This is a genomic window from Sinorhizobium chiapasense, from assembly GCF_036488675.1.
GTDB classification, from domain to species: Bacteria; Pseudomonadota; Alphaproteobacteria; order Rhizobiales; family Rhizobiaceae; genus Sinorhizobium; species Sinorhizobium chiapasense.
The window spans coordinates 1,095,631-1,110,158 of the sequence record NZ_CP133152.1; the positions used below are offsets into that span (position 1 = coordinate 1,095,631).

The 14,528-nt window shown below is 56.3% G+C and carries 11 protein-coding genes and 3 pseudogenes; 6 read left to right on the forward strand and 8 right to left on the reverse strand.

Translation table 11 applies throughout. The annotated features are described in order from the left end of the window. Positions 1-5 precede the first annotated feature (5 nt). From RB548_RS29725 to RB548_RS29740, 4 genes are read right to left on the reverse strand one after another with little or no spacing between them, the layout of a single operon-like run. Positions 6-701 (reverse strand): acyltransferase, encoded by a 696-nt coding sequence (locus tag RB548_RS29725; protein ID WP_331375982.1) that lies wholly within the window; start codon positions 699-701, stop codon positions 6-8. Further along, entirely contained in the window at positions 691-1,797 is a 1,107-nt protein-coding gene (locus RB548_RS29730; protein WP_331375983.1) for a DegT/DnrJ/EryC1/StrS family aminotransferase, read from the reverse strand. Before RB548_RS29730 ends, RB548_RS29725 begins: the two co-directional genes overlap by 11 nt. Then, positions 1,794-2,831 (reverse strand): Gfo/Idh/MocA family protein, encoded by a 1,038-nt coding sequence (locus RB548_RS29735; protein ID WP_331375984.1) that lies wholly within the window; start codon positions 2,829-2,831, stop codon positions 1,794-1,796. Before RB548_RS29735 ends, RB548_RS29730 begins: the two co-directional genes overlap by 4 nt. Position 2,832: 1 nt before the next feature. Continuing rightward, positions 2,833-3,327 carry an acyltransferase gene (locus RB548_RS29740; RefSeq protein WP_331375985.1) on the reverse strand — a complete coding sequence of 165 codons (495 nt, stop codon included), beginning with the start codon at positions 3,325-3,327 and terminating at the stop codon, positions 2,833-2,835. 859 nt (positions 3,328-4,186) lie between these two features. Between RB548_RS29740 and RB548_RS29745 the strand changes: the two genes are divergently transcribed. Beyond that, positions 4,187-4,930 carry a glycosyltransferase gene (locus RB548_RS29745; protein WP_331375986.1) on the forward strand — a complete coding sequence of 248 codons (744 nt, stop codon included), beginning with the start codon at positions 4,187-4,189 and terminating at the stop codon, positions 4,928-4,930. A 69-nt stretch (positions 4,931-4,999) separates the two neighbouring features. Here the strand turns inward: RB548_RS29745 and RB548_RS29750 are convergent, their stop codons facing one another. Both RB548_RS29750 and RB548_RS29755 read right to left on the reverse strand, forming a co-directional pair. After that, positions 5,000-5,782 (reverse strand): glycosyltransferase family 2 protein, encoded by a 783-nt coding sequence (locus RB548_RS29750; protein WP_331375987.1) that lies wholly within the window; start codon positions 5,780-5,782, stop codon positions 5,000-5,002. 34 nt (positions 5,783-5,816) lie between these two features. Beyond that, positions 5,817-7,061 (reverse strand): glycosyltransferase family 4 protein, encoded by a 1,245-nt coding sequence (locus RB548_RS29755; protein WP_331375988.1) that lies wholly within the window; start codon positions 7,059-7,061, stop codon positions 5,817-5,819. Between the two features lie 1,111 nt (positions 7,062-8,172). On the opposite strand from RB548_RS29755, the gene RB548_RS29760 reads away from it, so the two are divergent. Next, complete coding sequence (locus RB548_RS29760; protein WP_408642505.1) at positions 8,173-8,958, forward strand: LuxR C-terminal-related transcriptional regulator; 786 nt, start codon at positions 8,173-8,175, stop codon at positions 8,956-8,958. A gap of 92 nt (positions 8,959-9,050) precedes the next feature. Here RB548_RS29760 and RB548_RS29765 read toward each other — a convergent pair whose 3' ends face one another. Further along, complete coding sequence (locus tag RB548_RS29765; protein WP_331375989.1) at positions 9,051-9,731, reverse strand: sugar transferase; 681 nt, start codon at positions 9,729-9,731, stop codon at positions 9,051-9,053. Between the two features lie 840 nt (positions 9,732-10,571). Between RB548_RS29765 and RB548_RS29770 the strand changes: the two are divergent. Together RB548_RS29770 and RB548_RS32320 are read left to right on the forward strand one after the other, a co-directional pair. Then, a pseudogene (locus tag RB548_RS29770) lies at positions 10,572-10,784 on the forward strand (transposase domain-containing protein); the annotation flags it as partial. 8 nt (positions 10,785-10,792) lie between these two features. Continuing rightward, a pseudogene (locus RB548_RS32320) lies at positions 10,793-11,050 on the forward strand (IS630 family transposase); the annotation flags it as partial. Positions 11,051-11,171: 121 nt separating this feature from the next. Here RB548_RS32320 and RB548_RS29775 read toward each other — a convergent pair. After that, a complete protein-coding gene (locus RB548_RS29775) occupies positions 11,172-12,560 on the reverse strand; it encodes an O-antigen ligase domain-containing protein (protein WP_331375990.1) in 1,389 nt (462 codons plus the stop codon). Positions 12,561-12,919: 359 nt separating this feature from the next. On the opposite strand from RB548_RS29775, the gene RB548_RS29780 reads away from it, so the two are divergent. Both RB548_RS29780 and RB548_RS29785 read left to right on the forward strand, forming a co-directional pair. Beyond that, positions 12,920-14,119, forward strand: a complete 1,200-nt coding sequence (locus tag RB548_RS29780; protein ID WP_331375991.1) for a hypothetical protein — start codon at positions 12,920-12,922, stop codon at positions 14,117-14,119. Positions 14,120-14,286: 167 nt separating this feature from the next. Continuing rightward, positions 14,287-14,436 (forward strand): annotated as a pseudogene (locus RB548_RS29785) (transposase); the annotation flags it as partial. Positions 14,437-14,528: the final 92 nt, after the last annotated feature.

Genomic DNA, 14,528 nt, shown 5'->3' on the forward strand with positions numbered 1-14,528 from the left:
TTCGTTCATGGTTTCACTGGCGTGCTATCGGTTCGCCAGTGCAGGAATTTCGCGGGCACGCCCGCAACAACCGCAAAGGGCTCAACGTCGGAGACGACCACTGCCCCCGCCCCCACGACGGCGCCTTTGCCGATCGTGACGCCCGGCAATATCGTCGCGTTGGTCCCGATATCGGCCCACGCGCCGATGCGAACCGGCTTGATTTCGAGGTCGGTGCGGATGATCGGCACATCGACGGGAATGCCGGTGTGGCTCGATCCAAGAATCTTGGCTCCCGGGCCCCATCCGACGAACTCCTCGATGACAAGATCGCGCGCGTCGAGGAAGGCTTGCGGCCCGATCCAGACATTGTCGCCAATTATGCATCTGCCGTCGTGACGGCCCTGGACACAGGCCTGCGCGCCGATGAAGACGCTGTTGCCGATCTCGAACGTTTCGGGATGCTTGAAGCCTGCGCCGCTGCCGACCTGCAGGCCGCAGCCGCAACTCTTCGCGACGCTTTGCCAGATCGATTTGCGCATCAGCAGGTCGACGAAGCCATCGCCAGCCATGAAGCGGCCGTAGAGCTCGACCAACCCCGCCGTGCCGTAGGATTGCCTCAGTTCCTCGGCGAGCGCCGCCTGATAGCTCGGATCGGCAACGGCTTCACGGCGGCCATGCACCGCCTGGACGACCCGGATCGGAGAGCGCTCAGTGGACATGGGCCTCCTGCTCCACCACCGACAGCACCTGCTCGACCTGCCGGACCGTCATTTCCGGATAGATCGGGAGCGAGAGAACCGACCGGGCGGCCGCCTCCGATCTCGGAAAATCGCCTGGCGCGTAACCAAGGTCGGCATGGGCCTTCTGCAGATGCACCGGAATGGGATAGTGCAGGCCGAACTGTATGCCCTCAATGCTGAGGGCTTGCTGCAGCGCCTCGCGATCCCGGCAGCGGACGGCATAGATGTGGTAGACATGACGCCGGTCAGCGAGCTCAACAGGCGCCTTCACATGGTCGGATCCCGCGAGCAGCGCCGAGTAGCGCGCCGCATGGGAACGGCGCGCTTGCGTCCAAGCGTCGAGATGCCTGAGCTTCACCCGCAGGATAGCCCCCTGGATACCGTCCATCCGATAATTGAAGCCCTTGAGCACGTGGTGATACCGGCTTTCCTGACCCCAATCCCTGAGCATGCGCATCGTGCGCGCCTGGCTATCATCGCTGGTAACGACGATGCCACCTTCGCCGCAGGCGCCCAGGTTCTTTCCCGGATAGAAACTGAAGCAGCCCGATACCCCGATGCTTCCGGCGCGGCGACCCTTGTATTCGGCGCCGTGGGCCTGACAGGCATCCTCGATGATGGCTACGCCATGCCGGTCGGCGATCGCCTTGATGGCGTTCATGTCGGCCATTTGTCCGTAGAGATGGACCGGCACGATCGCCTTGGTTCGGGGCGTGATTGCAGCCTCGATCTTCGTCGCATCCATGGTCAGCGTCACCGGCTCGACATCGACGAAGACCGGCAATGCGCCCGTGTAGCAGATCGCCGAAACCGTGGCGACGAAAGTGAATGGTACGGTGATGACCTCGTCGCCAGGTCCCACGCCAAGCGCAAGCAGCGCAAGATGGAGGGCACTCGTGCCCGTGTTGACGGCGATCGCGTGCCGCGTGCCGCAATAGGCCGCGAATTCCCGTTCAAGCTGCGCGACCTCGTCGCCCAGAACATATTGCGCCGACGCGAGCACGCGCAGCGCCGCCGCATCGATCTCGTCCTTGATTGATGCATATTGCGCCCTGAGGTCGAGGAAGGGGATCATGCGATGCGCCTCATATGCTCCAGTTCGACGACCCGACCGCGCTCGGCGAGCGACTGGGTGGCGGCTTCGAGGATTCTCACCACGCGCAGCCCGGCATTTCCGTCGGCGACCGGCTTTTCATTTCGCTCGATGCAATCGATGAACTGGCGCAGTTCGATGCCGAGCGCCTCGGCGACATTGAGGTGGGGGGCATACATATCGCCGGTGCGATAGCCGACCAGCATCTGGTAGACCTTCTCGCCATTCTTCTGCGAATTGCCGCTCAGCGTTATCCCCTTGTCATAAACCTTGATCTTCTCGCTGGGCTCCAGGTCGTCGTAGAGGATCATCTTGCTGCTGCCGCCGATCAGCGTCCGGCGTACCTTGACCGGGGCGAGCCAGTTGACGTGGATGTGAGCGATCAGCTGGCTTTCGAAGAAGAGATTGAGATAGGCGATGTTTGCCGGCTCCCCGGTAATATGGCTCATGCCCGTGGCCGACACTGCCACCGGCCGTTCCGGCAGCACGTAGTCCATGATCGACAGATCGTGCACGGCAAGGTCCCAGATGACGCTGACGTCGTGCTGGAAGAGGCCGAGATTGACCCTGACCGAGTCGTAGTAATAGACGTCGCCGAGCCCGTCTTCGACGAGCTCTCGCATCTTGCGGACGGCGCCCGTATGCACGAAGGTGTGGTCGACGGCGAGCACGAGGCGGCGGCGCGCAGCCTCCTCGACCATACGACGTGCCTCGTCCGACGTTGCTGCCATCGGCTTTTCGACGAGGACATGCTTGCCGGCCATCAGCGCCTTCATGGCGAGCTTGAAATGCGCGGAAGCTGGAGTTGCGATTGCAACGGCATCGACGCGCGGGTCGCGAAGGACCTCTTCAAAATCGTCCGTGATGTCAACGGCCGGGTAACGGGTCTGGACCGTCGCCAATCGATCCCTGCGCAGATCGCACACGGAGACGAGGCGCGCACCGGGCGTTTCCCAGAAGTTGCGCACGAGGTTTGGTCCCCAGTAACCGTATCCGACGACAGCAACGCCGATCATCTCACGCCTCCGCAGTCTCGATCGTGGCATCCTTGACGCGCCCGATGATCCGGGCGGGCACGCCGGCAACGATCGCGAAGCTTGGTACATCCTTGGTCACCACGGCGCCGGCCCCCACCTGGGCGGCCTCCCCGATCGTGACCCCGGCCAGAATGGTGGCATTGCTGCCGATGGAGGCGCGGCGCTTGACCCGTGTCGTCACGACGGTCCAGTCGGCCTCCGACTGAAGACCCCCGTCGGCATTGACAGCCCGCGGATAGATGTCGTTGGTGAACATGACGCCATGGCCGACGAAGACGCCGTCCTCAAGCGTCACCCCCTCGCAGATGAAGGAATGGCTGGAAATCTTGCAGTTCCGGCCGATCGCCGCGTTCTTCTGAATTTCCACGAAAGTGCCGATCCGCGTGCCCGCGCCGACAGCACAACCATAGAGATTGACGAGATCCGGATGATGAATAACGACACCGTCTTGCAGCGTGACATCGGACGCAATCATGCCGACAAGCCCCTATCTTCTTCTAGCGGCTGCTGAATTCGTGCGAACCTGGTCAGGTGGCCCCTCTCGTGCATCTTGTGATAGGGGCAGAGAGCCGAGCGTTCGTTGTCCAAGGAATTCCTTTTCGGCCAAGCAGTAAAGAAAACAATATTAAGTATTTAAACCGTCGAAAGAGGTAGCCGGTTGCGTAACTTTGATGATTTCGCGGCGCAGCTCTCCCCGGTTGCACCGGATTGCTTCTCGGCGTTAGCCCAAAAATAGTCATCATGCAGGGGGCCGGCTTCGACATGCTTCTGCCAGCGACGAGACGAACTCCTCCAGTGAGGACATCCGTATTCGCAGTCTGAACCTGCAAAGCTCTGGCGCGACCTGTTCCCGTTTGGCTCTCTGCGCCCACGGACGACCATAGTCGGGCGTAGGAAATATCGCCCGTTAGATGCAACACGTCCAACGTTTGGGGATGTGGTCCGGTGTTATCCCGACGAATATACTGGTTTTCTCGAGGGATGGATTGACGCGAGTGATGATGACGTATCGTGCGGCATTAGATTTATCCGCAGAAGTCGCGACCGGCGCACTTCAGCAAATCGCGGCGCTAAGACAAGCTTGGCGGGGTCGAATGCGCGTCGTCACTGGGCTTCAGCCCTCGGTGAGGCCCACTGTTTACTTCCTGACTCCCGACTATCAGCAGCCCTCCGGCGGAATCAGAGTAATATACCGGCACGTCGACGTGCTGAATTCTGCCGGAATGGACGCATTTGTGCTGCATCAGCGACGGGGGTTCCGCTGCACTTGGTTCGAAAATCGAAGCCGTATCGCATACGTCGGGGATATCACCGTCCTACAGGGAGATACTCTCGTGATCCCGGAAGTGTGCGTTGACATCCTGGATCGCCTATCCCCCGGCATCGAATATATAATATTCAACCAGAATGTGCACCTCACTTGGAAAGAAACGGCGCGTCACATCGCGAAGCACTACACCCAAGGCAGCGGCTTGTTGGGGGTCATTGCAGTCTCCCAGCACAATCAAGAGGCCCTCAGCTACGCTTTTGAGCATGTCGACGTTCGCAGGCTCCACGTCGGCATCGATGCAGGGACGTTTCACGTCGTCGACGGCCCCAGAGCAAACCGCATTGCCTATATGCCACGCAGGATGCCTGCAGACGCTCACAAGGTGCTCGAACTTTTGCGCGGGCGCGGTCTTCTGGATAGCTGGGAGGTTGTGCCGCTGGACCGTATCTCTCAGACAGAAGTCGCCGCGCAATTGCAGAAGACGAAGATCTTCTTGGCCTTCTCCCACCAGGAGGGTCTGGGCCTGCCGCCTGCCGAAGCAATGGCCTGCGGGAACTACGTGGTCGGCTACCATGGCTTTGGGGGACGAGAATTTTTCCGCTCGGATTTCAGTACCGCCGTCGAGGCAGGTGACATCCTCGGGTTTGCGCGGGCGGTCGAGCATGCGATAACGCAGGAAAATGCCCAGCCCGGCTGGTGCCAAGGACAGGGTTTCAAGGCGTCCAAGTTTATTCTCTCAGAGTATTCGCTGGAACGTGAGCAGGACGACGTCAGACAGATTTACGCAGATTTGTTGAACGCGAAATGATCCGTTGCTCTGCACTTACAATTGCGTCGGGTATCTGGCAGCAGAATCATGCTCGCAATGTACCAGCAGTTACGGGAATTTCCTGCCCGAATAATTAAGCTTCAGCAGGTTATACAACAGCGCAGCCTGAAATAGCCTTTCTTCATTGTTCGATATCGGTCTGATAATTCTGTATATCACTCTGGCAATATATGGAAATCTCAGCATTTCGTCTTTAACGAACAATGCAACAGCCAACTCTTCATTCAATCGTTTCCTGAACCTGTTCCTTAGCGGATTATTGTAAGACATGCCAGCGCCAGATACTCTTACGATATATTTCCCAGACGAAAGTAACCACTTTGACCATTCTTGATCCTCTGCCGAGAACACCTCTGGTCTGAATGGCCTTTGTTTCAACAGGTGCGTATCGTACAGAGCACACGTGTTCCAGACGCCATTGAAGCCGGTAAAGTTTTCTTCTGTGATTATATCAAATTCGATAAGTTCGGATAATTTTTGAACAAAATATGCAGCGGGGACGTCACTCCGTCTGTGCAAAAATTCGATGGCCGCGCGCAAAGCTTCCTTGTTCAAAAGGGATGTATGCGAACTTATTACGAGCGTGTATTTTGTTTTTACAAGATTAATACCTTCATTCAAGGCGATTGAGTAGTTGAATTTTCCCGAAGCATATCGATGAACTTTGGAACCAGCCGGCAAAATATCGAGCGTGCGATCAACTGACCCCGAATCGACGAAAACATACTCGCGTGGCGGCAGAGATTGCCGCCCGAGGGAGGCCAGCGTTTCCGGCAGCGTTTGCTCCGAGTTAAAAGTGCGGATCAACGCCGTATAATCGGTATTCTGCATTTGTCACCTGCATCTAGGATTCCTCTGCTGCGACCTATAGGTGCCGGCTCTGTACCGGCGGGCTATGGAGCATGAGCGGCCGATATCCCCGTCGCGATGTGAACCGTCGGCCGAGGAAACCCAATTCTAACGGGATATCCGACAGCCAGTGGCGCGGGCCATAGGTTTCAAGGGCGCGGCTGTAAACCTGCGCGAGCTTCGCGGACATCTGCTTCAGTCCGAAATTCTGCGCGGCGAAAATTCGACCCCGTCGACCGAGGTTGATACGCTTTTCAGGCGAGCAAAGTAGCGCCTCTAGGGCCTGCACAAGATCTGCTACGGGCTGCGGTGAGATGACATCGCTCCAAAAGCTGTTGCGGAAGAGAGCGGCTTCCGTGTCAGGGGCAAAGGTCTTGAACCATCCAAACTCCCCAGCAACGATCAGAGGCTTGCCGAATGCTAGCCCGCGGGCAGCCGAGCCACCCATGCCGACAACGATGTCAGCACACGCGTATGCTGGTCGCGGATCTGCCAATGGCCCGACCATGTGAACGATCGGCCTGCCACGGGCAGCGTTGATTGCGCTCGCCATCGCAAGGAGCCTATCTTCGGCATTCCCGCGCCCCACGATTATGAGTTGCACCCCCGTGTCCGCGAGTTGGCTGCAAGCACGCATCGCCAACTCGACGCTAAGCGCTTTGAGGTCATTGTCGAGCCGGCTGACGATTACCACACGCGGGAGATCGTTGCGAATTCGATAACGCGCAAGGAACGGAGCATCATCGACGGCATTCGGCGTATCCCTCTCGAGGTCGACAGGAGGGCTGATAAGGTGCACGCCGCCGCGACGGCCCTGAATGCCGTCGAGTAGGTAGCCCGTACCGATAATCAGTTCCATGCCAGCCCCGGCGGTATCAGCGTTTACCTTCATTTCATAGATCGTCATGACGAGGGGGCGAAGACCAAGAAAGCATGGCCCCCAATATGCTGGGCGCTGACTCCAGGAACCATAAACATGAACAACGTCGACGCGATGCTTGTCAGCGAGATGCCGCATCGTCCGCGCGCCCTCGAATGTACTTTGGGGTCTGTCGAAAAGCTCTATGTCGAAGCCTCGCTCCTTAGCCACCTCTAAGAGTGACGGGCCTGGTCTGAACGTATCCTTCGGAGCGACAAGGATGGAATCGTAGCCGTGCTCGACAACTCCGGCCGCAAGATCGACGGCATTGAACTCGGTTCCGCCGATACCAGCGCTGTTAAGTTGGACCAATACGCGTCTGCGGGTGCTGACTGCGGACATCCTATTTCTCTTCTGCCGGCTTGCGGTTCGTGTCCATCGACAGGTCTGAAGCTCGAATTCAGTGATCGGGTTCGCTCAAGGGGTAGCGCGGCCGCGTCCATCGAAGGCTGCGCCATAAACTCAAGAGTGTACGCATATGAGGCAGCGGAAAACCTGATCAAAGGGAGTAGTTCAGGCTGTTCGCTCCTGTAACGCAAATTGAGGGGCGTGATTGCGGGAGCGCTGCCCTGCTTGTTATGCGGGTACCGCCTTCGGCCGTCGACGGCGCACCGGAGCGTACCTTGCCGCTGAGCCAAGACGGTCGAATATCATTACCGATACGCTGCGCCCGATGCCGGATCAAAGAACGAGAGGCATTACCACGAAGCCGGTAGGCGTTTAGATCAAAATTCGAGTTCATCCGCCATGTGTCAAGGTGACGTATGTGGGCCGGCGGACAGGTATCCTCGATGGTTAAGGTCGACAAGACCGCGCCTTAACATCGGCCCTCGGGGACGAGCTATCGCGGTGGCACCTGCACAAAAAGTGTTAGTGTATTGCACACATATACTACAGATGTATCAGCTATGAGATGTACATCTGATCGCACACGTACGCGATACTCCTTTTTTCACTACCCGCACCCAATTTGGTCGTTTCGTCCTCAAGGTTGTTGTAGTAGACTACAATTTATTAGATTTTGCTTTTGTATGTACACTCAACCACTGTCGCCTCGGAGGACGTGGACCATGCACGACGTGCCAGTTGGCCACTGTTATGAACTCGCCGAGCTCGAGGAGCCGCAGTAATTTACCTAACCCAGCTGCGCACCGGCGAATGTGCAGCCGTACGACGAAAGAGGTACGTCTACTATTAGATTTTGGGGGTCTTTAACCTACATTGGAATAGGGCAGACTGGCAGCGTTGGTTTGGATCTTCCTAGGGAGGAAGGTCGAGGCTCTGGGCAACAGGGGCCCACCATATATTAAGTGATGCCTTATGTAGTTAAATTTGTTTTTAATGGCTGCGTATATTCGCCGCGTTTCAGTTGAAATCTCCAAGTTGGATGTCGTGCAAACACGCAATGCCGACATTTCGAATGCGATTGCGACGGAGATTGCTATGGGGGGATATAACTGTGAAATTGATAACCAATGGAAAAGATATACAAGATGAAATTCCGGTGGAAAATGACGACGACATCAACACACGCGCAGGACAATTCCTCTCGTCAGAACGCTTGCTTGTGATAATCGATGGTCGGGCGCTTGATCGCCAATGCCTCGCGCAAAGCATAGTCGCCCACAAGGCGGATATGCGCGTCCTGGCATTCGGATCGATAGCGGAATGGCGGCAACAACAGTACCAATACCCTCCTGTATCCTCAATCCTGCTGAATGTCGGAGGAAGAAAGATTGTTGACCCGGCTGTCGCTGAGGAAATCAAGGGGCTTTCGTCTGAGATCGAACCGATACCGGTGATTGTGCTGGCTGATACGGACGATCTCACCCAGATAATGAAGGCACTCGAGTATGGCGCCAAGGGCTATATTCCTTCCTCGGTCAGCATAGATGTGTGTATCGAGGCGATCGACCTTGCGGTGGCCGGTGGAACCTTCGTTCCTGCGAGCAGCGTATTCGCGATGCGGCGTGTGCTCGAGTCGGGCAACCCGGTCACACGCCCGCTGGCCGGCATGTTCACCGCGCGTCAGGCCGAAGTGGTGGAGGCCCTGCGACGCGGAAAGGCGAACAAGATCATCGCTTACGAGCTCAACCTGCGGGAAAGCACGGTCAAGGTCCATATCCGTAACATCATGAAGAAGGTGAAGGCCACAAACCGGACTGAAGTTGCCTATAAGATAAATGATCTTTTTCCAAGCGATCCTTCAGCCGACGGGACGGGCTGGCCAGATCACTGAACGAGAGCGGCGACAACCGTCCTCGCTCCTCCTCTGATGTATTGGCGCCAAGTGTCAGTCAATGCCCTATTTCATACGTGCGAGAACGGCTCTCAAAACCCCGTCCCACGCAAGACAACAAAGATGGTCCTCGACAGAATCGATAGATCAATGCCGAAGGACATTATGCCAGCATAGCGTGTGTCATATGTTGCGCGTTGGGCGAACGTCGACATATTGCGCTCGCTGATCTGCCAGAGCCCGGTTATCCCCGGACGTAAGGTGAAGTATGCACTGCCAGGATAATTCGGCCGCTGTTCCGGCAACATCGGCCGCGGACCAACAAGGCTCATGTCACCAAGAAGTACATTCAAGAGCTGCGGCAACTCATCGAGAGAATACTTGCGCAGATATTTGCCGAGCGTGGTGACGCGGGGGTCATCTTGAAGCTTCTGTGTCCGATCCCACTCGATGCGAGCCAAGGGATTGGCCTCCAGATACTCCTCCAGCCTACGCTCTGCGTCTGGAACCATGGTCCTAAGTTTCCAGAGATTGAAAACCCTTCCTCCTTTGCCGAGGCGTGGCTGGCAAAAGAAAGCCTTCTCGCCATCCAGACGAACGAGCAGCGCCAGGACGCCGACGATGGCCAAAGCGAGTGGCCCGATCATCAATGTTGCCACGATGTCGAAGCCGCGTTTAGCAGTGAGATAGAACGGCCGCGGGCCGACCGCTGAACCGTGCGATGCCGGCCGCGCGATAAGCCAGTGAGGATACACTCTCGGATTTTTCGGCATTGCGCTCTCCACGATGAATAGTGGAACTCGTCGCAAGCACAGACATATACGACTATTTCAATCGTAATTCCGAGATAGAGATATATTAATCAAACTCTCTAATCCAAAAATCTCATGTATTTCGCTTGCGACAAAACAAATGTTAGACGTTTCGAACCACAATCATCAATAGATCTCTCTTAGATAATTCGATCTACATTGCTGTACATTTTCCTTAAAATGATCCCCTTAAAGTTAAAACATGCAACAATTCAGAGCGGCAAAGCGCCTCGGCGCGACTGATAAGACTGTAGTGCATGTCACCCAAAAGCGGTAAGTTTCTTCGGTACGACAGCATTAACACAAGAAGGCAGAGCGCTTCGCGTGAATATATTTGAATGCGAAGCACCCTACAGCGCTACGCGTCTTGTCAGACGCGCCAGAGCGTCGGATCGAAATCCGGAATCGAGGGATTCCTTTTCGGCGAGATTTGTTATTCACCGTGATTGGAGGTGGATCATGGGCAAGAGCTATTCGTCGGATCTTCTTGGTGTTCCTCGACGAGATTCGGCTCGCCGGAACAGGTTCGTCGCATTCCGCGGTGCTGTAAAAGGTCATCCAGATCCACAAGGGCCGGCAATGAGACCCGAGGGGTTCCCAATTCCATGCCAGCACAGCACGCCGCATCGAGCATCTAGGCTGCGATCGCCGTCACAACGCCGGGCATGACCTCAACGTGGACAAACTGCCCCTTCTTACGGTTCTCGCTATAGTGCAGCCGCAGACGACGACCGAAATAGGGATGCCAGCGATAGTGGACGACAACTTCTCGCCCGGCATGGTCAGACTGTTCGGTAGATGGCAATTACCAGAAAAAATAGTCTATTCGCCGGCAGTGAGGGCGGTGGACGAACCTGGGCGACGGTGGCCACCTTGCTGCAAACCTGCAAAATGAATCGCGTCGATCCGCTCGACTGGCTCTCCCAGACCTTGACCCGCATTGCTCAACGCTGGCCAGCATCCGAAATCGAAGCACTCATGCCCTGGAGCTTCAAGCGTGACGTTATCGGCTGACCGCTTACGATAACCTCGCCGTCCCCAAGAGTGCACGAGCCACACAATGCCTTAGAGACGGGGGCGCCTGGTTCCTGACTCTGTCGACCTACAGTCCAGATCTCAACCCCATCGACATGGCCCTCGCCAAGCTCAAGGCGCACCTGCGCGCCGCCGCAGCTAGAACCCCTTCGACGCACACTGGAAGGCAAACGGCAGTGTCTGTGACCTTCAGCAGAACCGAATGCTGGAACTACCTCAAGCAGGCCGGATATGTGTCGGATTAATCGTCCGAAAGGCGCTGTAGCACTTTTGATTGCTGCATGATTTTGTCCTTGAATCGGTTCCGATCTAAGAAAACATGCCGTAGCAGAAATGCTTGGAGGCATCATGTTGATGCCGTTCTACCTATGGTGGCTGTGCAGCGTCGGGCAAGCCTCCATCACGCCGTACCTGGCGAGTAACACGGCCTTCTGTGTATCCTCGCGAAGGCGCAGCCTTCGGGTTGGCTGCTTGCCTGCGGTTGGAATATCCACTGCGTGATCGACGGTTCTGAGGGTATGGATGCGCACCGCTGGTATCGACGTCCAAAAGCCATATACCGCTTCCGAGAAGAAAGAGGAAGAGAGCAAAGGGGCCGTCCCACAGGTGCACGGTTTGGCCTACGGCGGAGCAACTCACAATCGAGATGAGGTAGGCAGACCGACACGCCCTGTGCCTCTCATCCAACCCCCGTTTCAACCCGACCGCCACAAGGCAAACCGCCACCGAACCGACAATCAGAACCAGGGCTGGGAGCCCGTGCGTGACTGCCGTGCAAAGCCAAAAATTATCTATGCTGGCGGCCATCCAGTGGGGCCGGTCCCATCTGCCAAGGCCTGTTCCGAACAAGCTATGATTTGAAACCGACGACCAACCGTATTCCCATATCAAATTGCGCGACCAGTAGGACATCGGGTCGAAAGTAAACCTGCCGATTAATTCGACGAGTGGCCGGCCAGTAATCCAGCTAAAAGCCAGGGCCATTGCTGAGAAGATAATCGTCATCAGCCATACCAACTGCAGTCCGATTGCGTCAGCCAGCCGCTTCCAGGCGATCAATAGACACTGAAGCGCAACACCGAGGATAGGTCCCGCAGACAGGGAGAGTGCCGCAGCAAAAGCGATCGCACCGGCCTTGCAGCATTTCTCCAGAAGTGGCCGTCCGAAACCCAGAACCAGGAACACGAGAGCAAATCCGGCATTACAAACTACTCCGAACAAGATGGGGTGCTCAAATGGCCCTTGAGCCCTCCAGAAACCTGCGCGACCCATCGGTTCCTCGGGATAGGTGGGAAGTAATACGCCAAATATTCTCAGTGTTGCTTTCCATCCAGTGACGGTCTCAAGCAATGCCAGCGGCAGCAACGCAGCGACCAGCACGAACAACACCTTGACGAAAGCTTGAAAATCGTCGGCATTGCGAACACAGCAGCGCGCCAAGAAGTACGCCCCAAGGGTTTCCAGGAGCGACACTCCTGTGGATTGGATCGCTTCCGCACCATGCAGGACTACTAAAGACAGGCCCCTCCAAAAAGCGAAAAGAATGATGAGAATATCAACTACTCGTATTTGCCCAGAGTAACCTCTTAGCCAATGAAAAATGCATGGTACGACAGAAAATAGTAAAACTATACGATAAGACGACATCCGAAGGGGACCAATGGGAAAGATCCACGGGACTGCAATCGCAACGACAAACAGAATGACCGGCCACCGATTTAAGCTTATCTTTTCTCTCTCTACTTTGGCCGTCATAATTCACGTCTCTGAGTTTGTGCCACTTGCCCACGAATTGAGGCAGGGTCGGCCAGAAATAAGAGGTTGTACGAGAAATTCCTGATTCCACCATCAGATCTGCGAACATCCTGGACACTGCATCAGGCCGCGCTTGGAATGGCGATAAGTCGAACAGCTCCCTTAGATTCGGCCTCAGCAATGAGTTGCGAGGGAATATTTAAATCTAGCGCAAAGCCGTTCGCCTCGGATCAGTCCTTTCGACTTAGTGGGGTAATCACATTTTGGGAATCTCACCGCGCGGAAACCGTCGCTACAATCATTTTACAAGCGGCTGTTGGAGTCGTTTGGATTCAGGTGCTGAGGGAAAGGCCTTCACCATGCTGGTTAGTCGCCGCCAGCTGCTTCGCTTGGGGTCCCTGCTGCCAATCACCGACTTCGCCTGGACGCTGCGCAGTCACGCTGCGGTGAAGGCGTATGCGAAGTCTCCCGACGAAAAGGCGCCTTCTTTCTTCATCAAAGGCGTTTGGCAGCAACCTCTTGAGAAAATGGCCCTCTGGAAAGAGCGCGGGATCAACACCCTGTTCGTGGTGAATGGCGGCGGGGATGCCGGCCAGTGGACGAAAGAGGCCGTCAAACGAGACCTGTACATGGTGCGTGCACCCCGCGGGATCGACTATTCCGGTCCAAGCTTTTTGGTCATCGATCGCGCCGCCTTCGAACTGGATCTGCGTGAGCCAAAATTGCTGGCCTTTGCGTTGATGGACGAACCTTCAAATCTCAAACCCGACGGCAAGGATATCACCTATGACGAGGTGTTCTTTCGGCCCGACGACGTCGATGTGATCGCGCGCGACTGGGCCGCTGGAGGAAAACCTCTTTGGATCAATCACGTCGGCAATCACATCAACAATGCCTATCTCGACGGAATCATGTCTGACTACGCCGACAGCCAACATATCGATTGGCTGAGCCATGACTGTTATCCGATTGCCTCAGGCAGTGAGTTGGTCCTTGAACTCGATGGCTACATGTCTACACATCAGGGCCATGCCATCGATCGAATGTCGCGTTGGAGTGCCGGCAAGCCTCAGTTCTCCTTCGTCGGTTTGACGCAACATGATGGGGCGGTTGGTCGAGAAACGACGCGAGCCGAGTTCCGCGCACAAGCTTGGTCATCCATCATTCACGGGGCCGTCGGACTTATTTACTTTTCTTTCAAATTTTCTCCCGAATTCTCATACGACGCCACCCCGCCGGAGCTGGTCGAGGAGCTGGCAGTCCTTCATGCACAAATCGACGCGGTCCATGACATCCTTATGGATCGTGAGAAGGGCGGCCGTCGACCTTCATTTCTTCTCAGATCGGTTCGTGGCTCGGAAACCGAACTTGAGCCGGGTTTGCCGCACCCATTTGAAGGCTGCGAAATTCGCACCGACGCCGGCGAATACAAGATCGTCTTGAACCTCTCGAATAATGCCGCTCAACTGACCTACTCGCCCTGGGGGCTATACAACATCCGCTTCGATCCATACCAGTGCAGACGGGGATACACCGTCGCCGAGCTGGTCACAGAGTAATGCTGGGCAGCGGTCGATGCCGAAGCGCTTTGGGCACTGTGCCCTCGGCGGCGCAGAATGGCTCCGTTGAAAGGAACCCGAGAGGCAACCGGTGTTTAGCCCCCACGTTGCCCTGTCTGGCGTGATCTGTAATCGGCCTTCCATGGAAGAACGAAGGGAGTTTCTCCATGGAGACCGCGTTGGAGGTTCTCACAACCGCCAAGGCTGCGGGTGACCATCATCGGCAATGGCCGGAGGTCAAGGCGCGGATCGTATCGGAGAGTTTGCGGCCAGGCGCGACGGTGAATGAGGTGGCGGAGCGTTATGGGCTGAGGCCTAACCACCTGTCGTCGTGGCGCACGATGGCGCAGCACGGCAAGTTGATCCTTCCTGCACCTGAGGATGCGGTTGAGTTCGCGGGATGGTTGTC